Source organism: Bradyrhizobium sp. BRP19, from assembly GCF_020194195.1.
GTDB classification, from domain to species: domain Bacteria; phylum Pseudomonadota; class Alphaproteobacteria; order Rhizobiales; family Xanthobacteraceae; genus Bradyrhizobium; species Bradyrhizobium yuanmingense.
On sequence record NZ_JADYVZ010000003.1, the window covers coordinates 430,685 to 450,357 of the forward strand.

Below are 19,673 nucleotides of genomic sequence, written 5' to 3' on the forward strand. Positions count from 1 at the left end.
CGCCCCTCTATCCCACGCGAGGCGCGCGCAACCCCAAGCCGGTTTTCAGCTTGCCCAGTTCTCCCGAAACTCTGGAAACAGCGTCAGGCCCCCGCAGGCATAGATGGTCTGCCCGGTGATGTAGCTGGCGTCGTCCGAGGCGAGGAAGGCGAACACCGCGGCGATCTCTTCCGGCGTGCCGACGCGCCCCATCGGAACGTGGGAGGTGACGACGCCGCGCTTCTCCGGATCGCCGGTCCAGGCCGCATTGATCGGCGTGTCGATCGCGCCGGGACCAACCGCATTGACGCGGATGCGCTGGCCGGCGAATTCCAGCGCCAGCGTGCGCGTCAGATTGGCCATGCCGCCCTTGCTGATCGAGTAAGCGAGATAGCCGGGTTTGGGGATGATCTGGTGGACGCTGGAGCAGTTGATGATGCTGCCGCCTGCCCCGCGCGCGACGAAATGCGCCAGCGCCTTCTGCGCACACAGCACGGCGCCGTTCAGGTTGACGTCGATGATGCGGCGATAGGTTTCGACGTCGAGCGCCTCGCTCGGCGATTCCCGCTGGAAGCCGGCATTGTTGACGAGACAGTCGAGGCGCTTGAAACGCGCCAGGACCGTCTCGAACATCGCGGCGATGTCCTGCTCATTGCCGATATCGGCCTTGACGACGATATGGTCGAGCCTGCCGTGGCCGCGATCGCTCGATGCGGTTCGTGCGAGCGCGAGCGTCTCGTCCGCCCCCTCGGGACTGCCGAAATAATTGATGGCGACGGTCGCGCCTTCCTGGGCGAGCCGGATGGCGACGGCACGGCCGATGCCTTGTGAGGCGCCGGTCACCAGCGCGTACTGGCCGACGAGGCGCGAGGGAAACGGGGTCGAGCGTTCGGTTTGCGGCATGTGTTTTCTCCGGGATGCATCATCATGGATGGAACCGGCGTTTTGTTCCATCCCTCGCAGATGCCGGGATCTAATCAGCTCGCTGCGCGCGCGGCGAGGTCAAGATCTGATAGAGGATGATCGCGCCGAAGGTCGCGGTGCCGATGCCGCCGATCGTGAATGCACCGAATTTGAGCGTGAGATCGCCGGCCCCTGCGATCAGCGCCACCGCGACCGTGATGAGGTTCGCAGGATTAGCGAAGTCGACCTTGTTCTCGACCCAGATTCGTCCGGCCATCGCCGCGATCAATCCGAACAGCACGATCGAAAGCCCACCGATGACCGGACCCGGGATGGACAGGATGAGCGCGCCGAATTTCGGCGAGAAGCCGAGTAGGATCGACACCAGGGCTGCGAACGCAAACAGCAGGGTCGAATAGACCTTGGTCGCCGCCATCACGCCGATGTTCTCGGCATAGGTGGTGACGCCGGTGCCACCGCCGAACGCCGCCACGATGGTAGCTAAGCTGTCGGCGAACAGGGCGCGGCCGAGATAGGCATCGAGGCTTCGGCCCGTCATGGCGCCCACGGCCTTGATGTGCCCGAGATTCTCGGCAACGAGAATTACGGCAACCGGCGCGATGAGGAAGATCGCATCGGCATGGAAGCTCGGCGCAGTGAAGTTCGGCAGCCCGAGCCACGGCGCGGCCGACAATTGCGTGAAGTCGATCGGCTTGCCAAAGCCGAGGCCGTTCGCGAACAGCAGGTAGAGGAGATAGCCGCCGACCGCCCCGAGGATGATCGGTAGGCGGCGCCACAGGCCTGGTGCTGCAACGGCGACCACGCCGATGATCAAGACGGTGGCGAGGCCGATCCAGGTGTCGAATGCATTGGCGCTCACCGCCTTGACCGCCACCGGCGCGAGATTGAGGCCGATCGCGGCGACGACGGCGCCGGTAACGGCCGGCGGCAGCAGCCGCTCGATCCAGCCGACACCGGACCACATCACGACCAGCGAAATCAGGCCATACAGCACTCCGGCGCCGACGATGCCGCCGAGCGCAACCGACAGGTTCGGGTTCGGCCCCTGCCCGGCATAGCCGGTGGCGGCGATGACGACGGCGATGAAGGCGAAGCTCGAGCCGAGATAACTAGGCACGCGCCCGGCGACGATGACGAAGAAGATCAGCGTGCCGACGCCGGAGAACAGAACTGCAACGTTGGGATCGAACCCCATCAACAGCGGCGCGATGATCGTCGCACCGGACATCGCGACGCAATGTTGAAGACCCGAGACGATGGTCTGGCCCCAGGACAGCCGCTCCTCCGGCATGATCACGCCCGAGGTCTTGAGCTTCCAACGTGGAAAATAGCTCTGCTCGTCCGAGCCTGTTGCGATCGTCATGTTTCCACCCAAGTTCGACGCAACGACCGATGGTCGTGCCAACAGACAAAAATGTGATTGTCGCTTCTGCGGCGCCCATCACATGATGCAAATCATCCACGATCAATCCGTTCCCGAGCCTACATTATGACACAGATTGCGATCCCGTCAGCCATCCAGCGCCGGCACCAGCCCTGGTACAAGATCCTCTACGTCCAGGTGCTGATCGCGATCGCACTCGGCGTGCTCATCGGCTATCTCTATCCCGATCTCGGCAAAGCCTTGAAGCCGCTCGGCGACGGCTTCATCGCGCTGATCAAGATGATGATCGCGCCCGTGATCTTCTGCACCGTGGTGCACGGCATCTCCTCGATGGGCGATCTGAAGCGGGTCGGCCGGGTCGGGCTGAAATCGCTGATCTATTTCGAGACGGTCTCGACCGTGGCCCTCGCGGTCGGCCTTCTGGTCGGCGAGATTCTCCAGCCCGGGCGCGGCTTCAACATCGATCCAGCCACGATCGACCCGAAATCGGTGGCGACCTACGTCACCAAGGCCCACGAAGAGGGCATCGTAGCCCACCTGATGGCGATCATTCCCGACAGCTATCTCGGGGCGATCGCGCGCGGCGACCTCTTGCAGGTGCTGCTGATCTCGATTCTCTCCGGCTTCGCCATCGCCTTTCTCGGCAAGGCCGGCGAGCCCATCGCGGACGCGATCGACAAGGCGGCGAAGATGTTCTTCGGCATCATCCGCATCATCGTGCGCGTCGCGCCGATCGGCGCCTTCGGCGCCATGGCGTTCACCGTCGGCGCCTACGGCCTCGGCTCGCTGCTCAATCTCGCCGCGCTGATCGGCACGTTCTATCTGACCAGTATCCTGTTCGTGCTGATCGTGCTGGGTTCGATCGCCCGGCTCGCCGGCTTCTCGATCCTGCGCTTCATCGCCTATATCAAGGACGAGCTCTTGATCGTGCTCGGCACCTCGTCCTCCGAGACCGTGCTGCCGCAGATGATCCAGAAGATGGAGCATCTCGGCGCCTCACGCTCCGTGGTCGGCCTCGTCATCCCGACCGGCTACAGCTTCAACCTCGATGGGACCAACATCTACATGACGCTCGCGACGCTGTTCCTGGCGCAGGCGACCAACACCCATCTGACCATCTGGCAGGAGCTCGGCATTTTGGGCATCGCTATGATCACCTCCAAGGGGGCCTCGGGCGTGACCGGCGCCGGCTTCATCACGCTCGCTGCGACGCTGTCGATCGTGCCTGATATCCCGATCCAGTCGATCGCGATCCTGGTCGGCATCGACAAGTTCATGAGTGAATGCCGCGCGCTCACCAACCTGATCGGCAATGGCGTTGCCTGCGTGGTCATCAGCATCTCCGAAGGCGAGCTCGACCGCGACGCGCTGCACGAGACCATGGCGCATCCGCTGGAGATCGGCGAGGCGCTGGAGCCGGGTGGAGGCGCGGCATCCTAGGCCGCGCAATCGGTGGGCAGACGAAGCCTGGTTCCGATGCGGTAGTTTCCCGGAGTAGAAAATCGATGCGGCCCGCGTCACAACAATGGCGTTGGGATCACGGATTTATACTCATTTTTTTCCGCCCGACGCGCTGGGGGCAGGGCGTCGGGCTTTTGAAAATCACAGCCAGATCCAGAGCGCCAGGCGGGATCAGACGATCCCGCCATCGATGCGCGGCAAATTGGCGGCAAGTTCGATCCGCCGCGTGATCCCGATCGCCTGCAGGAACGCCTCGTCATGGCTGACGACCAGCAGTGCGCCGTCATAGGCCCGCAAGCCGGCCTCGACGGCTTCGATGGACTCGAAGTCGAGATGATTGGTCGGCTCGTCCAGGATCAGCAGCGACGGCGGCGGCTGCCCGCCCAGCACGCAAGCGAGGCCCGCGCGGAAGATTTGCCCGCCGCTCAGGCTCCCGGCGATTTGCAAGGCGGCATCGGCGCGAAACATGAACCGGGCCAGCGCGGCATGGCACTCGTTCGCACCGGCCTTCGGATTGAGACGCCGAAAATTGTCCAGGATGGAGCGCGCCGGGTCGAGCAGGCTGACCTTCTGGTCGAACAACGCGAAATCCGGCCTGAGCCGCACGATGCCCGCAAGCGGACGCAGCTCGCCCACGATGAGCTTCAGCAGCGTCGTCTTGCCGGAGCCATTGGGCCCGACCAGCGCGACGCGCTCCGGCCCGACCACCGCAAATGAGAGGTCGCGCACGACAGGCTGCTCCGGCCAAAAGCCAGCGCTGACACCGTCAAGCCAAAGCACCTCCCTCCCCGCCGGCAGGTCGGTTGCGGGCAATTTGACCGAGAGCGGCTGAAGAACCTCGACGCGCCGGCGCGCCGTGTCGATGGCTTGAAGCGCTTCCGCGCGCTGCCGCTCGGCGATTTGTGCATTCTTGCCGCCGGTGTCCTCGCTGCGATCCTTGCGGGCGCCGGCCAGGATGCGCGGCATGTCGCCCTTGGCGCGCTTCTTTCTGCCGCCGCTGTCCTTGCGCGCTTTCTTCTCCGCGGCCTCCCGCGCCCTCCCGTCGATCTCGGACAGCCGGTTCTCGGCAAGCGCGAGATCGTGCCTCACAGCCGCGAGCTCGATGGCCTTCTGCGTTCGAAAGCTGCTCCAATTGCCACCATATCGCGTCGCGCCGAGCGACGTCAGCTCGACGATCGCATCCATGGTGTCGAGCAGTGTCCGGTCGTGGCTGACGATAATCGCGCCGCCGCGCCAGGCAGCCAGCAGATCGGTGACGGCCTTGCGTCCGTCCTGGTCGAGATTGTTGGTGGGCTCGTCCAGCAGCAGGAAGTCAGGCGCAGCGAACACCAGCGCGGCGAGACGAACCCGCGTGATCTGGCCACCGGACAGGCACGACAGCGCCGTATCGGGAGACGGATCGAACCCGAGGCGCGCCAACGCGGCCTCAAGCCGCGTCTCGAGCGTCCAGTCGACCGCAGCGACCTCGTCGGCGGAGGCGTCGCCCCGCTCGGCACGGCGCAGCAACTCGAGCGCCGGCCGCACGCCGAACAGATCCGCCACGGTCCCGCCGGCAAGAACCTGCACGTCCTGGCGTAACAAGCCGATAGTGCCGTTGATCAGAACGCGTCCCGACTGAGGAATATGTTCGCCGAGCATCGACGCAAGCAGCGTCGTCTTGCCAACGCCGTTACGGCCGACGAGACCAGTTCGCTCGGCGCCGAATGTCAGATCGAGGTTTGAGAAGAGAGAGCGCCCGTCAGGCGTGGACAGCGACAGGTTCGACAGGATGATTGAAGCAGGCATGGAATTCCCCGTGAGCAAGGCGGATGGGCGTTGCGGTCGGGGTGAAATCCATGGCTGCGAAGATCCTGATTGAGGAACTCTCTAACTAGTCCCATCAAAGGGCGAGATCAAGGCGCGGCACGAGGAGACAACAGGCGTGATGGGCGCTGTCGTCCTTCCTCGCCGTGCACCATCAGCCCTTGAGCGCGGTCACCACCACCTCGATTAGCGCACCGCCGCCGAGATCGGCGACGCCGACGGTGGCGCGGGTCGGCAGGTTGTCGCCGAAGAATTCGGTCCAGGCCGCGTCCATCTCTTTCTTCTTGGAGAGATCGGTGACGAAGATCGAGGCGCTGACCACGCGGCTCTTGTCGGTTCCCGCCTCTTTCAGATAGCCGGCGATCTTGCCGAGGATGTTGCGGGTCTGCTCGCCCATCGAGACCGAGGTGTCGTCGGCGATCGTGCCGCCGAGGAAGACGAAGCCATTGGCTTCGACGGCGCGGTGCATGATGGGCGTGCGGATGCTGCGGGTGATGCTCATGATATCCTCTTGTTTAGAGCGTGGAAGCGTGGAAGCGGTCGATGCCGAGTTCGCCGATACGGGTCTGGGTGCCGCCGTTGACGATCAGCTCCGCCATCACGGCGCCGGCGCCAGGGCCGAGCTGGAAACCGTGCAGCGAGAAGCCGAACTGGTGATAGAGGCCCTTGTGACGCGAGCTCGGCCCGAACACGGGAATGTCGTCCTTCATCTTGGCTTCAATGCCGGCCCAGGCACGGACGATGTTGGCGCTGCGCATCACCGGAAACAGCTCGAACACGGTCTGCGCACTGGTCGCAAGGCTCTTCCAGTCCAGCACCGTCTCGTTGCGATCCTGATAGGGCGTCGCCAGATGGCCGCCGCCGATCAGCACGGTGCCGTTCTTGAACTGCTTGAAGGACAGCTTTCGACCACGAAGGATCACGACGGGGTCGATGAAGTGCGGCACGCGCGAGGTGATCATCAGCATCGGCGCCACGGTTTCGACCGGGACGGGCTCGCCGAGATGAGCCGCGATCCTGCCGGCCCAGGCGCCGGCAGCATTCACCAGCACCGGCGCGGCAAAGCTCTCCGACCCGGCATCGACGTGCCAGAGGCCGTCACGGTGCCGGATGCTGCCGGCAGCTACGCCTTCGCGCACAGTTGCGCCCAATTGCTCGGCCTTGCGGCGGAACGCCGTCGTCGTCTGCGCCGGATTGGCCGCCCCGTCACGCCGAGAAACCACACCGCCGGGACAGGTCTCGGCCACCGCCGGCACCAGCCGGCGCAGTTCGGCGGCGTCGATCAGCTCCTCGTGGGTGAAGCCCAGCGCATTGAGCTCGGCGACGCGCGCGCGGCAGAGGGCGAGTTCTTCCTCGTTCTCGGCGACCAGCACCTGGCCGTAGCTCTCGAAGCTGCAATCGTCGTCGACGAGATCCGTGATCTTCTCCCAGATGTCCATCGAGCGGATCGACAGCGGAATCTCGGGAATGTGCCGCGCGAGCTGCCGGACGCCGCCGGCATTGACGCCCGAGGCGTGACGGCCGGCATAGTCCTTCTCGATCAGCACCGGCTTCAGGCCGGCGAGACACAGATGCAGCGTGGTCGAGCACCCGTGGATGCCGCCGCCAATGACGATCGCATCCACATTTGTGCTCATCCGCGCACCACAGCCTTGACGTCGGCCTCGCTCTTGGGAACGGCGGCGAGTTCGGCCAGCGTGATCGGCTTCACCGGCGCGCGCAGCCGGTAGTAACCGATCTCCTGCGGGGTCTTGCCGCGCGCCCGCGCCATCAGCTCGGTGACGGTGAGGCCGCAGAGCCGGCCCTGGCACGGGCCCATGCCGGTGCGGCGATAGGCCTTGAGCTGATTCGGCCCGGTCGCGCCGATCGCGACGGAATCGAGAACGTCCTTTGCCGTGACCTCTTCGCAACGACAGACGATGGTATCGCCTGAAGGAATCCGGAACTGCGGCGCGGGGCGGAACAGCGTGTCGAGGAACAGGCGACCACGCTCAGCCTTGGCGAGGTCGGAACGGAGCGTCGCCATTGCGGGAAGTTTTGCGGCAGAAGCGGGCGCCAGTGCTTCGACGGCGGCGCGCGCGGCAATGCGACCGCGCACCACGGCTGCACTCGCGCCGCCGATGCCGGCCCCGTCACCGGCGATCGCGATGCCGGCGACCGACGAATTGCCGCTCGCGTCGAGCACTGGCGACCAGCACAATTGCAGATCATCCCAGCGATGCTCGATGCCGGCTGACATCGCCAGATTGACGTTGGGCACGACGCCCTGATGCAGCAGCAACAGGTCCGCAGCGATGGTCTCGCGCTTGCCGCCGGCGACGTAGCTCACGCTGGCAAACTGGCCATCACCGGAAGCCGCAAGCTCGGTGACGCCGGAGACGACCTGCACCTTCGCCCTCACCTCGCGCATCATCGACAGGCCCTTGGCGAAATAGGGCGAGGTGAGGAAGGCGAAAGCGTGCGGGAGCGCGGCGAAATAATTGCCGCGCTGGGTGGTGTCGAGGATGCGATCGATGCGGCCGCCAAGCCGCAGTATCTGCGCGGCGAGCAGCCAGAGCAGCGGCCCCTGCCCTGCGATCACGGTGCGTCCGTCGGGCACCAGCGCCGAGGACTTCAGCATGGTCTGCGCCGCGCCCGCGGTCATCACGCCCGGGAGCGTCCAGCCGGGAATTGGGAACGGCCGCTCCAGCGCACCGGTCGCGAGAATCACGCGTTTCGCCTTGACGAAGGCCGAGGCGCCGCCGATCGAGACGGCGATATCGAGATTGCGGTCGAGGCTCCAGACGGTGGCGCGGTGGATGACCTCCGCATTGCTCGCGCGCAGCGACTGCACGAGATCGGCCCCGACCCAATAATCGGCGCCGAGCTGATTGCGCTCGGTAACCGGCGTCGAGGCGATGGCGCGAAACACCTGGCCACCGGGGCCGATGTTCTCGTCGAGCAGCAGCGTCGAGAGGCCGGCCTCGGCGGATGTTGCGGCAGCAGCAAGGCCCGCGGGCCCGGCGCCGATCACCACGACGTCATAGTTTGCGCGCTTGGGAGCCACGCTCATTTTCCGATCTCCCGCTTGCCCTTCTGGATTTCGATCTGCATGCCCTCGGCGACGGGCACGAGGCACCCTTGCCGGTTGCCGACGCCGTCGATGGTGACGAGGCAGTCGAAGCAGACGCCCATCATGCAATAAGGCAGACGCGGCGCGCCGCTCACCGCGGTGGAACGCCGTGCGTCAACGCCGGAGGCCAGCAGTGCGGCGGAGACGGTGTCGCCCTGGCGCGCTGCGACCGCGACGCCATCGACGAAGATCTGCACCTGTGGCCGCTTGTCCTGTTCGGATCGCTTGAACATGGGGATGCCTCTTGGCTCCTTCTCAGAATCTCTAGTAGCCGCTGCTGTTCGCAGCACCTGCGCCGCCAAAACGGCTGGCCGAGAACGCGCCGACCAGCTCCGGCTCGAGCGCGCCCTGCGCCACCATGCGCGCGATCTCGAAGGCGTGGTTGGAGGCGAGCGTCACGCCGGAATGGCAGCAGGCGACGAAGGCACCGGGATGCGTCTCCGACTGATCGTAGATCGGAAAGCCGTCCTGCGGCATGACGCGGATTCCGGACCAGCTCCTGACCACGTTGAGCCGCGCCAGATGCGGAAACATGCGCTGCGCGCGATCGGCCATGACGCCGCTGATCGACGGCTTCAGCGTGCGATCATCGAGCTCGTCCTCCTTGCTGTCGCCGATCATCACCGTGCCCTCGTCGGTCTGGCGGATCGTGGTCAGCGGATGCGGCAGGAACGGCATGGTGCGCTCGGTCACGACGACCTGGCCGCGAGTCGGGCCCATCGGCGCAAAGAGGCCGACCATCGGCGCCAGCGTCTGGTTGGCGTTGCCGGCGGCGAGCACGATCTTGGCGGCGCGCAGCTCGCCCTGCGGCGTGATCAGCCGAAATTCGCCCCCGCTCTTGCTGATCGCCGAGACCGGACGCTCCGGAAAATAGTCGATGCCGAACGCAATGAAGCCGGTGTGGAAGGCGCGGAAGGTGCGCAGCGAATTGACGTGGCCGTCGAGCGGACAATAGCTGCCGCCGGAGACCTCGGGGCCGACCAGCGGCAGCGCCTCCTTCACCTCGGACGGCCGCAGCATCTCCATCTTGTAGTCGGCCGCGCCGACCTGGTTGTGCATGCGCTTGACGAGCTCGGTGCGCTGGCCGAATTCGTCCTCGCCGAGCGTGAGATGAAAACCGCCGTTCTGCTGCAGGGCGACGTCGAGGCCGGTCTGCTGCTTCAGCTCGGAGGCCAGCCGGCCCCACGCCTGCGAGGCCTGCACGGTCCACCGCGTATAGGCCGGCATGCCGAGCCCTTTGCTCTGCACCCACACCAATGCGAAGTTCGCGCGCGAGGCGCGCTTGGTGATGTCGCCTTCGTCGAGCACGGCGACCTTCTTGCCGAGCCGGCCGAGGCCCCAGGCAATGGCGGAGCCGAGCAGTCCGCCGCCGACGACGGCGACGTCGTAATCTCCTGACATGAGTTCTCCTATCGTCCCGTATCGCCCTTGCCAGCGAGCACACGGTCGAGCCCGTAGAAGCGGTCGAGCAAAATGAGGGCGGCCATGGTGATTGCGATCACGCAGGCCGAGACCGACGTCACGAGCGGATCGATGTTGTCCTGGATGTAAAGGAACATGCGGACCGGCAACGTCTCGGTCCCGGGCGCCGCAAGGAAGACGGTCATGGTGAGATCGTCGAAGGACTGGATGAAGGCGAGCGCCCAGCCGCTGATGACGCCGGGCAGGATCAGCGGCAAGGTCACGCGGCGGAACAGCGTCCAGCCGCCGGCGCCGAGCGAGACCGCCGCCATCTCGACCGTGCGGTCCATGCCGGTCGCCGCCGCCAGCGTCAGCCGCAGCGCGAACGGGAACACGATGATGACATGCGCGACGATCAGCGCCGCGAAGCTGCCGCCGAGACCGGCCGAAGTGAAGAAGCGCAGGAAGGCGATGCCGAGCACCACATGTGGGATCATCAGCGGCGACAGGAACAGCGCCGCCAGCACATCACGACCACGGAAGCGATAGCGCGCGATCGCCAGCGCCGCCGGCACCGCAAACAGCAGCGCCACGAGGGAGGACAACGCGCCAAGGCCGAGGCTGACCCAGAAGGCGTGAATGAATTCGGGATAGTTCGCAATGGTCCTGAACCAGCGCAGCGAGAAGCCGTTGGTCGGCAGCGACAGGTATCCCTCAGGCGTGAAGGCGACGAGGCAGACCACCAGGATCGGCGCCACCATGACGATGACGAAGATGGTGTGAAAGATCAGCGCGAGCGGACCGTTCCGGCTCATCGGAACACCTCCGCATAGCGGCGTTCGATCAGTGCGTTGCTGCCGACGACGATCAGCACCAATGCGGCCAGCAGCAGCGTTGCGACCGCAGCGCCCAGCGGCCAGTTCAGCGTGTTGAGGAATTCGTCATAGGCGAGCGTTGCCGCGACCTTGAGCCGGCGGCCGCCGATGATCGCAGGCGTTGCGAAGGCGCTGGCCGAGAGCGAGAACACGATGATGGCGCCCGACAGCACGCCCGGCATGATCTGGGGCATGATGATGCGGCGGATGATGGTCGCAGGGCCCGCGCCGAGCGACATCGCAGCATTCTCGATCTGCGGATCGAGCCGCTGGAGGGCGGCCCATACCGACAGCACCATGAACGGCATCATCACATGCGCGAGCGCGATCACCACGCCTGTTTCGGTGAACATGAAGGGAATGGGGGAGCCGATCAGCCCGAGCGAGATCAGGAGCTTGTTGACGAGGCCGTTGTTGCCACCGAACAGCAGGGCCCAGCCCAGCGTTCGCGCCACCACTGAGATCAAGAGCGGCCCGAGAATGACCAGTAGGAAAAAACTCTTCCAGCGGCCGCTCATGCGGTTGAGGATATAGGCTTCGGGCGCGCCGAGCAGCGCGGTGAGCAGCGTGGTCAGAATCGCGATGCGAAAGGTCCGCGAGAACATCTCGGCGTAATAGGGATCGGTCGCGATCTCGTGCCAGTTCTTGAGGATGAAGACCGGCTCGATGCCCTTGTACTGGCCCCAATCGTGGAATGACAGCATTACCGTCATCGCCAGCGGAATCAGCAGCACGCCGACGAACAGCATCAAGGCGGGTGCGGTCAGCACCCACGGCGCGCGCAGGCTGCGCTCCTCGGCCGCCATGCTCATGCGCCGGCCCTCACGCGAACGCTCATGTCTTCGGGCCGCCAGGTGAGGCGAACCGCGTCCCCTTCGGCCGGCTGCGCTTTGCCGTCGTTCTGGCGGATCACGATCGCCGGGCCGCATTCACTGTCGCACTGGAACAGCCAGTGATTGCCCTGGAAGATGCGCGTGATGATTTTTGCGCTGAGCCCTGTATCGCCAAAGCCGATTCTTTCGGGGCGAACGCTGACGGTGACGGGACCGCCGAGCCCAGCCGGCGCCGGTGCGCGCCAGGAGCCGGCCACCAACTGCGTCGGCGCGACGGTCCGGTCGATCGTTCCGGCAAAATCGTTGGTCTTGCCGAGGAATTGCGAGACGAAGGCCGAGGCCGGCCTTTCATAGGTCTCTTGTGGCGTGCCGATCTGCTCGATCTTGCCCTGGCTCATGACCACGATGCGATCCGACAGCGACATCGCCTCGTTCTGGTCATGCGTGACCAGGATCGTGGTGGTGCCGACGGTGCGCTGGATCTGGCGCAGCTCGATCTGCATCTCCTCGCGCAGCTTGGCGTCGAGGTTCGACAGCGGCTCGTCGAGCAGCAGCACGCTGGGCTTGATCACCAGCGCACGCGCCAGTGCCACGCGCTGCTGCTGGCCGCCGGACATGCGGCGCGGATGGCGATCCTCGTATCCGGCGAGGCCCACCATCGCGAGTGCGGCGCGGACGCGTTCGGACCTTTCAGCGCGCGGCACGCCACGCATCTCCAGGCCGAAGGCGACGTTCTCCGCCGCGGTCATGTGCGGAAACAGCGCGTAGCTCTGGAACACGATGCCGAGGCCGCGCTTTGCCGGATGGATCGCGGTCAGGTCCTTGCCCTCGAGGCGGATCGCGCCGCGCGTCGGATCGAGGAAGCCCGCGATCATCTGCAGCGTCGTGGTCTTGCCGCAGCCGGACGGGCCGAGGAAGGAGATGAACTCCCCCTTCCCCACCGACAGGCTGAAGTCATCGACCACAGTCTGCGTGCCGAACTGCTTTGCGACCCGATCGAGCTCGAGATAGGCCATGACGCTGTCTCCGCGGCGACCGATCAGCGTTCGACCTCGCGATTCCAGCGCTTGGTCCACTCCTCGCGCTTCTCGTTGATCACGGTCCAGTCCGGATTGTAGAGCTTGGCCGCGCGCTCGCCGATCGGCGCCATCTTGCCGAGCTCGGGCGGGATCACCAGCGATTTCAGCACCGGGCCGTAGCCGTAATCCTTCAGCATCACGAGCTGGGTTTTCGGATCGAGCAGCATCTTGACGAAGCTCGCAGCCAGCGGCGAAGCATTGGGCTTATTGATCGGGCACGCCGTGGTCAGCAGCGTCGCTGCGCCTTCCTTCGGGTAGACGAAGTCGACGGGGAAGCCGGTATTGGCGAAGCTCTGCACGCGGCCGGTGCCCCATACCGCGATCACGGCCTGGCCGGACTGGAACAGCTCGGTCATCTTGCCCGGCGACGGCTCATAGGCCAGCACGTTCGGATTGATCTGCTCCTTGAAGATCTTGAAGCCGGACTCGACGTTGGTCTCGCCGCCGCCGTTCATCTTCGACAGCATCACCAGCGCTTCGAGACCGTAGGTGTTGTTGATCGGTGGAATCACGAGCTGTTTTGCGTATTTCGTGTCCTTCAGGTCGTTCCACGAGGTCGGCGGCGCCCAGCCTTTCTCCTTGAACACTTTCGTGTTGTACATCAGCCCGGTGGCGACGATGCCGATCGCAACCGCGCGATCGTCCTTGAAGCGTGCAGTATCGTAGAGATCGGCGGGCAAGCCGTCGAGCTTGCCGCAGAAGCCGAGCTGGATGGCCTGGTACATCGGGCCATCATCGACGATGGCGACGTCGATCTGCTGGTTGCCTTTCTGCGCCTGGAGCTTGGCCAGCGTGTCGGTGGAATTGCCGGCGACGTATTCGACCTTGACGCCGTTCTCCTTCTCGAAGGCCGGGATCACCTCGTCGCGGATGGTCTTCTCGAACGAGCCGCCATAGCCGGCGACGTAGAGCGTTTTCTGCTGGGCCGAGGCGACCGAGGGGACGGCAATGAGCGCTGCGATGCTGACCGCGGTCAGAAGGCGAAAAGTCTTCATGTGGACCGATCTCCAATACCGGAATGAGGTGACGTGCCGACGAGTCTCGCTGGCTGAAGCGCGTTGCCGCATTCCCTTCCGCGCCAATCCGCTTCCGATCAGGGCTCCGGCCCCCATTCGGCGGGTTTTGGCGCGATCTGGAGGTTTGAACCCCTCCAATCTGCCGAAAAAGCGGGCTGTCTCCAGTCCTGATGAAAAAGATCGCAGACCTATACTTCCATCGTCCAATGAATAATGGCACCCTCTGCATGCCGAAATGTTATGGATGGAGTTGGAATGGCGCGTATCAATTCGCGGCAGGTGGAGGCCTTCCGCGCGATGATGCTGACCGGCAGCGTGACGGAGGCGGCGGCGCTAATGAAGGTGACGCAGCCGGCCGTCAGCCGGTTGCTGCGCGACCTCCAGGCGCTGCTGAAGATGGAGCTGTTCGAACGGCGCGGCACCGGCCTGGTGCCGACCGCCGCGGCGATGGCGCTCTACACCGAGGTCGAGCGCTCCTTCGTCGGCCTCGAACGCATCACTGCGGCAGCAGAAGAAATCCGGGGACGCCGCACCGGCTCGCTACGCATCGCGGCACTGCCGGCGCTGTCGAACGGCTATCTGCCGCGGCTCACCGGTCACTTTCTGAAGGAGCGGCCAAACCTCAACCTCGCCTTCTTCGGTGTCATCTCGCCGATCGTGGTTGACTGGGTGCTGAACAATCAATGTGACGTCGGCTTTGCCGAGGTGCCGATCGCGCATTCCGGTCTGCCGAGCCAGAGACTGCCGGCGCCGGCGCGCGTCGCAGTGCTGCCGACCGGTCATCGCCTCGCGGAGAAGGAAGTCCTGGAGCCGCGCGATTTCGAGGGCGAGACCTTCATCTCGCTGTCGGCGGGATCGTCGAGTCGGCATCTCGTCGACCAGGTCTTCCACCGCCACGATGTCCGCCGCGTGCTGCGCGTTGAGACCACGCTGTCGGAAATCATGTGCGGCATGGTGTCGTCAGGCCTCGGCGTCGCGATCTGCGATCCCTTCACGGCGCAGGAATTTGCAACGCGCGGCGTCGTCGTGCGCCGCTTCCTGCCGCGCATCGATTTCGAATTCTCCGCGGTCTTTCCGGCGCAGCGCAGCCCGTCCCCGGTGGCGCTGGACCTAGTCGAGACCATGCGCAAGGCGCTGGTGGAGTTCGAGGACGACGAAGCCGGGGTCAGCCGTTGAACGCGGCCTGCGCCTCCGGCAGATCCCAGATCTTGCCGATCGCGGCGGTGCCGGCCGCCGTAATCGCGGCTTCATCCGCGCCGAGATAGCGTCCCTCATCGACCAGGACCCGGCCATCGACCATGACCTGATCGATATTGGCGCGGTTGGCGAGTGCGATCAGCGCGCGGCGCGGGTCGAACAGCGGCTGCAGATGCGGATGGGTGAGATCGACGACGGTGAGATCTGCGGTCGCGCCCGGCTCGATGCGGCCGAGATCGGGCCGCTTGATGACGTCGGCGGCGACCGTCGTGTTCGCCTCGATCAGCTCGGGTGAGTTCGCGACGTCAGGGCGCGCCGAAATGATCTTGGAGATCAGCGACGCCGCATTGAGCTCGCCGAGCAGGTCCATGTTGTAGCCGTCGGTGCCGACCACGGTGCGCACGCCGTGCTCGGCGAAGCGGCTGAACGCTGCGGTGATGCCGGCACGCGCGAACACGCGCGGGCAGTTCAAGACGGTCATGCCGCGCGCGGCCATCAGCTTGAGATCGTCATCGCTGCTGAACATGCAATGCGCCGCCATGAGGTCGGGCGCGAGCAGGCCGAGCCAGTCCAGATATTCTGCCGGCGTGCGGCCGCCATAGCGCCTGCCGATGGTCTCGACCTCGGCGCGGCTTTGCGCCATGTGCGTGGTGATGGGAACGCCGAGCTCGCGCGCCCGCGTGGCGCAGGCTTTCAAGAGATCGGGGCCGCAGGTGTCGGTGGCATGCGGGCTCATGGCGAGGCTGATGCGGCCGTCGCCGCGATTATTCCAGCGCTGATAGAGCGCGTCCCACGCCGCCATATCCGCAGCGCCGTCATCGCCGGAATATTGGACCACACCATCTAGCCCGGCCTTGGCGTCGGAGGTCGAGAACAGATAGGGGGCGCCGTAGAAGCGGATGCCCATCTCCTCCGCCGCGTCGAACATCTCGGGGATCGCGTTGCGGAACGGCTCCATCACCGTGGTGGCCCCGCCCTTGAGCAGCTGGAGGATGCCGAGCCGCGCCACCGCAAGGCGCTCTTCCGCCGACAGGATATCGGCGCCGCGCTTGGTCAGCGGCAGCAGCACCGTGTAGACGATGCTCTGGTTGTTCTTGCGGCCGTTGCCGTCCTCGGTGTGGCTGCGCGCCACCGCTTCAGAGAAGCAATGATTGTGCAGATTGAGCAGGCCCGGCAGCACGAAGCGGCCGGGGCGATCATAGACCTGATCGGCGCGCGGCTTGTCGCGGGTGATCGCCGCAATCTTCTTGCCTTCGACCAGAACCCAGTGGTCGCGCAAGACATCCTGCGCGCCGTTCTTGCGTGACAGCACATGGCTGCCGAAGATGGCTGTGGTGCTCATGCGGGGCGCACGTTCCAGAACACGGCGGTGCCGTCGAGAATGCCGGTGAGCGCCTTGCGATAGGCCGTCGGCTGCTTGTAGAGGCCAATCGGAATATAGGGGATTTCCTCGAACGCCACCCTCTGGACTTCGCGGCAGATGCGCTGCTGTTCGGCGAGTTCGGAGGCCGCCAGCCACTGGCTGCGCAACTCGCCCATCTTCGTGCTCGCGTACCAGCCGGCGACCTTGCCTTCGCCGCGAATGTTGGTGTTGCCGGCCGGGTTGAGCCAGTCGATGCCCTGCCAGTTGCCGACCTCGGCGCTCCAGCCGCCCTGCGGAAGCGGATCCTTCTTCAGCTGGCGCTGCAGCACCATGGCGAAATCGAGGCCGGCATATTCGACGTTCATGCCGGCCTTGCGCAACGAGTCCACCGCGATCTCGCCAAGCGGCTTTTGCGCCAGCGAGTTGGTCGGAACGAGCAGCACGATCTTCTCGCCGTTGTAGCCCGCGGCTTTCAGGTCGGCCTTCACCTTGGCGTAGTCGCGTGGACCGCGGAACACGTCGAGGCCGACCTCATTTGCCATCGGGGTGCCGGGTGCGAAATAGCCGACCGGTGAGACCTGGAACGCCGGATCGGTGCCGGCGACGGCGGTCATGAATGCGGACTGGTCGATCGCACCTAGGAGCGCGCGGCGGATGGCGGGATTGTCGAACGGCGGCTGCAGGTGGTTGAGGCGCAGCATGCAGGCGTAGCCTCGGGGATCGAGGATGCGCGTCTCGATATCGCCGGCCGCCTTGATCACCGGAAGCAGATCGTGCGGCGTAGTCTCCTGCCAATCCTGCTCGCCGGTCTGGAGCGCGGCGACGCCGGTGCCGGCATCGGGCGTAGTGGTCCAGACCACGCGATCGTAGTGCACGATCTTCGGCCCCGCAGTCCAATCCGGCTTGCCGTCGGTGCGCGGCTGATAGCGCTCGAACTTGGCATAGGCATTGCGCGCGCCCTGCACGCGCTCGTCGGCGAGATAGCGGAACGGGCCGCTGCCGATCACCTCGGTGAGCGGCTTGAACGGATCCTGGCTCGCCAGCCGCTCCGGCATCATGAAGCAGGCATTGATGGCTGCCTTGCCGAGCGCCTGCGGCAGCAGCGGAAAAGGACGCTTCAGACGGAAGCGGATGGTGCGGTCGTCGGCAGCCGAGAGCTCGGCGGTCGCCTCCATCAGCTCGCCGCCAAAGCCGTCGCGCGCGGCCCAGCGGCGGATGCTGGCGACGCAGTCGCGCGCCAGCACGCGCTCGCCATCGTGCCAGAACAGGCCGTCACGAAGCGTGAGGTCCCACTGCAGCTGGTCGGCGGAGATGGCGTGGCCCGACAGCATCTGCGGCGAGACCTGGAGCGAGGCGCTCATGCCGTAGAGCGTGTCGTAGACCATGAAGCCGTGGTTTCGCGACACCTGCGCGGTCGAATAGATGGGATCGACGAAGGCGAGATCGATGACGGGGATGAAGCGCAGCGTGGATTGCGATTCAGCGCGGACGATGCCCGGCAGCGACAGCGCCGGCAGCGCCGCGCCGGCCTTGAGGAGCGAACGGCGGGAGATGGACATTAGCGGTGACCCGCTTCGTGGCGCAGGAAGTTCTCCGCGATGTTCTCGCCGGTGGTGATCCAGAGATCCGGGCACGACTTCGCGTAGGTCAGGAACTCGCGCAGCAGGCGCAGCCGCATCGGGCGGCCGCTGCATTGGGGGTGCAGCACCGTCGTCACCATCGCGCCCCAGTCGCGGACCTCATCCAGCTCGTCCTTCCACATCGAGAGGACGTGCTCCCTAGGGAAGATCGAGCGCGGACTGAAGCGCGCCGAGAGACCGTGCATCCAGTCGTCATAGCTCGCGGTCACCGGCAGCTCGATCGTGCCGGGCTTGCCGTCGGCGAGGCGATGGCGATAGGGCCTGACGTCGTCGCGGAACGAAGACGTGTAGACGATGCCGTGCCGCACCAGCGCGACGCGCAGCTCCTCCGTGAACTCGCCATAGGGCGCGCGATAGCCGGTCGGCTTGACGCCGAGCCGGCGCTTCAGCGCCTCGAAGCCGCGCTCCAGCTCCTCCTCGATCCAGGGATCGCCGGGATCTGGCAGCAGATGGTGATAGCCGTGATGGCCGATCTCGTGACCGGCCTTGAGGATGGACTCCGCCATCGCCGGATGCGCATCGACCGACCACCCCGTGACGAAGAACGTCGCCTTGAGATCGAGCTGGTCGAGCAGCTCCAGGAGTTTCGGCGTGCCGACGCGCGCCTCATAGCCGCCATAGCTCATGGTGATGAGCCGCTGCGCATGACCTGCGTCCTTGCTGGTCCAGGCACTCTCGGCGTCCACGTCGAACGACAGGAACATCGCGGATGTGTACGGCTTCGGCCACGGATAGTCGGGCGCGGGATCCGCGGTGTTGGCCGGAACGAGCGGAATGCTCTGGAGTGCCTTACTGTCCAGCATTGATGGTCGCCTTCTCGATTGCGTTGTCGCTCAATTTCCACTTCGCCAACAGCGTCTTGTAGGTGCCGTCCGCGATCAGCGCGTCGACCGCCTCCAGCATTGCCTGCTGCAATGCCTTCTCCTTCACCGGCAGAGCAATGCCGGTAAATTGCTGTGCGATGGGCGCGCCCACGGTCGCATAGGTGTTGGGCTCGAGGTCCATGATGTAGGGCAGCGTCTCGTTGCCCTGGGCGGCGGCATCGATGCGGCCTTGCCTCAGCTGGGTGCGTGCATCGGCCGAGCCGTCGGTGCCGACGAACTGGATCGGAGAGCTGCCGCAATTCTTCTCGCTCCACGCCGCAATCTGGGCCGGGAACATGGTGCGTCGGCTGGCGCCGACCTTCTTGCCGCACAGCGACGTCGCATCCTTGAATTCCGCCTTGCGTGACGCCTGCACGAAGAACTGCGGGCCGCTGCGCAAATAATCGACGAAGGTCGCGACCTCGTGCCGGCTCGCATAGTCGGTGAAACCGGACAGGATCGCATCCACCCGCCCCGTCGAGATCGAGGGCATGAACTCGGCAAAGCTGGTCTCGGTCCATTCGATCTTGACGCCGAGCTTGCGGCCGATCGCCTCGCCAAGATCGACGTCGAAGCCGGAGAGCGCGTTGGTGGCGGGATCGCGGAACTCCATCGGCGGATAGTTCGGCACCACCGCGACCTTGATGCTGCCGCGCTTTACGATCTCAGGCGGCAGTTCGGCCGCCATTGCCGACACGCTCATGGCGCCCAGGAACGCCGCCGCAAGCAAGAATCTCTTCATC

General features: G+C 65.4%; 18 protein-coding genes. 2 read left to right on the forward strand and 16 right to left on the reverse strand.

The window, feature by feature from the left end; all coding sequences use genetic code 11:
• Nucleotides 1-45: 45 nt before the first annotated feature.
• A complete protein-coding gene (locus I6F36_RS12320) occupies nucleotides 46-882 on the reverse strand; it encodes a glucose 1-dehydrogenase (RefSeq protein WP_225171500.1) in 837 nt (278 codons plus the stop codon).
• 70 nt (nucleotides 883-952) lie between these two features.
• Nucleotides 953-2,266, reverse strand: coding sequence for a solute carrier family 23 protein (locus tag I6F36_RS12325; RefSeq protein WP_225171501.1), 1,314 nt, complete (start codon nucleotides 2,264-2,266; stop codon nucleotides 953-955).
• Nucleotides 2,267-2,392: 126 nt separating this feature from the next.
• Here I6F36_RS12325 and I6F36_RS12330 point away from each other — a divergent pair, with 126 nt between their 5' ends.
• Nucleotides 2,393-3,727, forward strand: coding sequence for a dicarboxylate/amino acid:cation symporter (locus I6F36_RS12330; RefSeq protein WP_109142485.1), 1,335 nt, complete (start codon nucleotides 2,393-2,395; stop codon nucleotides 3,725-3,727).
• A 192-nt stretch (nucleotides 3,728-3,919) separates the two neighbouring features.
• On the opposite strand, the gene I6F36_RS12335 is transcribed toward I6F36_RS12330, so the two are convergent.
• From I6F36_RS12335 to I6F36_RS12380, 10 genes are all read right to left on the reverse strand, one after another.
• On the reverse strand, nucleotides 3,920-5,533 hold the full coding sequence (locus tag I6F36_RS12335; protein WP_225112967.1) for an ABC-F family ATP-binding cassette domain-containing protein: 1,614 nt from the start codon (nucleotides 5,531-5,533) through the stop codon (nucleotides 3,920-3,922).
• A 172-nt stretch (nucleotides 5,534-5,705) separates the two neighbouring features.
• Entirely contained in the window at nucleotides 5,706-6,053 is a 348-nt protein-coding gene (locus tag I6F36_RS12340; RefSeq protein ID WP_028138431.1) for a RidA family protein, read from the reverse strand.
• A 13-nt stretch (nucleotides 6,054-6,066) separates the two neighbouring features.
• A complete protein-coding gene (locus tag I6F36_RS12345) occupies nucleotides 6,067-7,188 on the reverse strand; it encodes an FAD-binding oxidoreductase (protein WP_225171502.1) in 1,122 nt (373 codons plus the stop codon).
• On the reverse strand, nucleotides 7,185-8,603 hold the full coding sequence (locus I6F36_RS12350; protein ID WP_225171503.1) for an NAD(P)/FAD-dependent oxidoreductase: 1,419 nt from the start codon (nucleotides 8,601-8,603) through the stop codon (nucleotides 7,185-7,187). The genes I6F36_RS12345 and I6F36_RS12350 overlap by 4 nt, the downstream gene beginning before the upstream one ends.
• Entirely contained in the window at nucleotides 8,600-8,896 is a 297-nt protein-coding gene (locus I6F36_RS12355) for a (2Fe-2S)-binding protein (RefSeq protein ID WP_025034065.1), read from the reverse strand. The genes I6F36_RS12350 and I6F36_RS12355 overlap by 4 nt, the downstream gene beginning before the upstream one ends.
• 31 nt (nucleotides 8,897-8,927) lie before the next feature.
• On the reverse strand, nucleotides 8,928-10,064 hold the full coding sequence (locus I6F36_RS12360; protein ID WP_109142480.1) for an FAD-binding oxidoreductase: 1,137 nt from the start codon (nucleotides 10,062-10,064) through the stop codon (nucleotides 8,928-8,930).
• 8 nt (nucleotides 10,065-10,072) lie between these two features.
• Nucleotides 10,073-10,879: an ABC transporter permease gene (locus I6F36_RS12365; protein WP_109142479.1), complete on the reverse strand. Its 807-nt coding sequence runs from the start codon at nucleotides 10,877-10,879 to the stop codon at nucleotides 10,073-10,075.
• Nucleotides 10,876-11,751 carry an ABC transporter permease gene (locus I6F36_RS12370; RefSeq protein WP_225151200.1) on the reverse strand — a complete coding sequence of 292 codons (876 nt, stop codon included), beginning with the start codon at nucleotides 11,749-11,751 and terminating at the stop codon, nucleotides 10,876-10,878. The genes I6F36_RS12365 and I6F36_RS12370 overlap by 4 nt, the downstream gene beginning before the upstream one ends.
• The gene (locus I6F36_RS12375; RefSeq protein WP_035998437.1) at nucleotides 11,748-12,788 is read right to left on the reverse strand and encodes an ABC transporter ATP-binding protein; all 1,041 of its coding nucleotides are present in this window, start codon (nucleotides 12,786-12,788) and stop codon (nucleotides 11,748-11,750) included. The genes I6F36_RS12370 and I6F36_RS12375 overlap by 4 nt, the downstream gene beginning before the upstream one ends.
• Nucleotides 12,789-12,811: 23 nt before the next feature.
• A complete protein-coding gene (locus I6F36_RS12380; RefSeq protein ID WP_035998434.1) occupies nucleotides 12,812-13,846 on the reverse strand; it encodes an ABC transporter substrate-binding protein in 1,035 nt (344 codons plus the stop codon).
• Between the two features lie 276 nt (nucleotides 13,847-14,122).
• Between I6F36_RS12380 and I6F36_RS12385 the strand changes: the two genes are divergently transcribed.
• Nucleotides 14,123-15,043, forward strand: a complete 921-nt coding sequence (locus I6F36_RS12385; protein ID WP_225126351.1) for a LysR substrate-binding domain-containing protein — start codon at nucleotides 14,123-14,125, stop codon at nucleotides 15,041-15,043.
• On the opposite strand, the gene I6F36_RS12390 is transcribed toward I6F36_RS12385, so the two are convergent.
• From I6F36_RS12390 to I6F36_RS12405, 4 genes are read right to left on the reverse strand one after another with little or no spacing between them, the layout of a single operon-like run.
• A complete protein-coding gene (locus tag I6F36_RS12390; RefSeq protein WP_225171504.1) occupies nucleotides 15,033-16,406 on the reverse strand; it encodes an amidohydrolase family protein in 1,374 nt (457 codons plus the stop codon). The two genes, I6F36_RS12385 and I6F36_RS12390, sit on opposite strands and share 11 nt — an antisense overlap.
• Nucleotides 16,403-17,986, reverse strand: coding sequence for an ABC transporter substrate-binding protein (locus I6F36_RS12395; protein ID WP_225171505.1), 1,584 nt, complete (start codon nucleotides 17,984-17,986; stop codon nucleotides 16,403-16,405). The genes I6F36_RS12390 and I6F36_RS12395 overlap by 4 nt, the downstream gene beginning before the upstream one ends.
• On the reverse strand, nucleotides 17,986-18,870 hold the full coding sequence (locus I6F36_RS12400; RefSeq protein WP_225171506.1) for a polysaccharide deacetylase: 885 nt from the start codon (nucleotides 18,868-18,870) through the stop codon (nucleotides 17,986-17,988). Before I6F36_RS12400 ends, I6F36_RS12395 begins: the two co-directional genes overlap by 1 nt.
• Nucleotides 18,857-19,672, reverse strand: coding sequence for an ABC transporter substrate-binding protein (locus I6F36_RS12405; protein ID WP_035998422.1), 816 nt, complete (start codon nucleotides 19,670-19,672; stop codon nucleotides 18,857-18,859). Before I6F36_RS12405 ends, I6F36_RS12400 begins: the two co-directional genes overlap by 14 nt.
• Nucleotide 19,673 lies beyond the last annotated feature (1 nt).

Coding starts and splice junctions, on each gene's coding strand:
- I6F36_RS12385 (WP_225126351.1), top strand. CDS start 14,123: ATGGCGCGTATCAATTCGCGGCAGGTGGAGGCCTTCCGCGCGATGATG.
- I6F36_RS12325 (WP_225171501.1), bottom strand. CDS start 2,266: ATGACGATCGCAACAGGCTCGGACGAGCAGAGCTATTTTCCACGTTGG.
- I6F36_RS12355 (WP_025034065.1), bottom strand. CDS start 8,896: ATGTTCAAGCGATCCGAACAGGACAAGCGGCCACAGGTGCAGATCTTC.
- I6F36_RS12330 (WP_109142485.1), top strand. CDS start 2,393: ATGACACAGATTGCGATCCCGTCAGCCATCCAGCGCCGGCACCAGCCC.
- I6F36_RS12345 (WP_225171502.1), bottom strand. CDS start 7,188: ATGAGCACAAATGTGGATGCGATCGTCATTGGCGGCGGCATCCACGGG.
- I6F36_RS12400 (WP_225171506.1), bottom strand. CDS start 18,870: ATGCTGGACAGTAAGGCACTCCAGAGCATTCCGCTCGTTCCGGCCAAC.
- I6F36_RS12390 (WP_225171504.1), bottom strand. CDS start 16,406: ATGAGCACCACAGCCATCTTCGGCAGCCATGTGCTGTCACGCAAGAAC.
- I6F36_RS12350 (WP_225171503.1), bottom strand. CDS start 8,603: ATGAGCGTGGCTCCCAAGCGCGCAAACTATGACGTCGTGGTGATCGGC.
- I6F36_RS12370 (WP_225151200.1), bottom strand. CDS start 11,751: ATGAGCATGGCGGCCGAGGAGCGCAGCCTGCGCGCGCCGTGGGTGCTG.
- I6F36_RS12335 (WP_225112967.1), bottom strand. CDS start 5,533: ATGCCTGCTTCAATCATCCTGTCGAACCTGTCGCTGTCCACGCCTGAC.
- I6F36_RS12365 (WP_109142479.1), bottom strand. CDS start 10,879: ATGAGCCGGAACGGTCCGCTCGCGCTGATCTTTCACACCATCTTCGTC.
- I6F36_RS12360 (WP_109142480.1), bottom strand. CDS start 10,064: ATGTCAGGAGATTACGACGTCGCCGTCGTCGGCGGCGGACTGCTCGGC.
- I6F36_RS12340 (WP_028138431.1), bottom strand. CDS start 6,053: ATGAGCATCACCCGCAGCATCCGCACGCCCATCATGCACCGCGCCGTC.
- I6F36_RS12320 (WP_225171500.1), bottom strand. CDS start 882: ATGCCGCAAACCGAACGCTCGACCCCGTTTCCCTCGCGCCTCGTCGGC.
- I6F36_RS12405 (WP_035998422.1), bottom strand. CDS start 19,672: ATGAAGAGATTCTTGCTTGCGGCGGCGTTCCTGGGCGCCATGAGCGTG.
- I6F36_RS12375 (WP_035998437.1), bottom strand. CDS start 12,788: ATGGCCTATCTCGAGCTCGATCGGGTCGCAAAGCAGTTCGGCACGCAG.
- I6F36_RS12395 (WP_225171505.1), bottom strand. CDS start 17,986: ATGTCCATCTCCCGCCGTTCGCTCCTCAAGGCCGGCGCGGCGCTGCCG.
- I6F36_RS12380 (WP_035998434.1), bottom strand. CDS start 13,846: ATGAAGACTTTTCGCCTTCTGACCGCGGTCAGCATCGCAGCGCTCATT.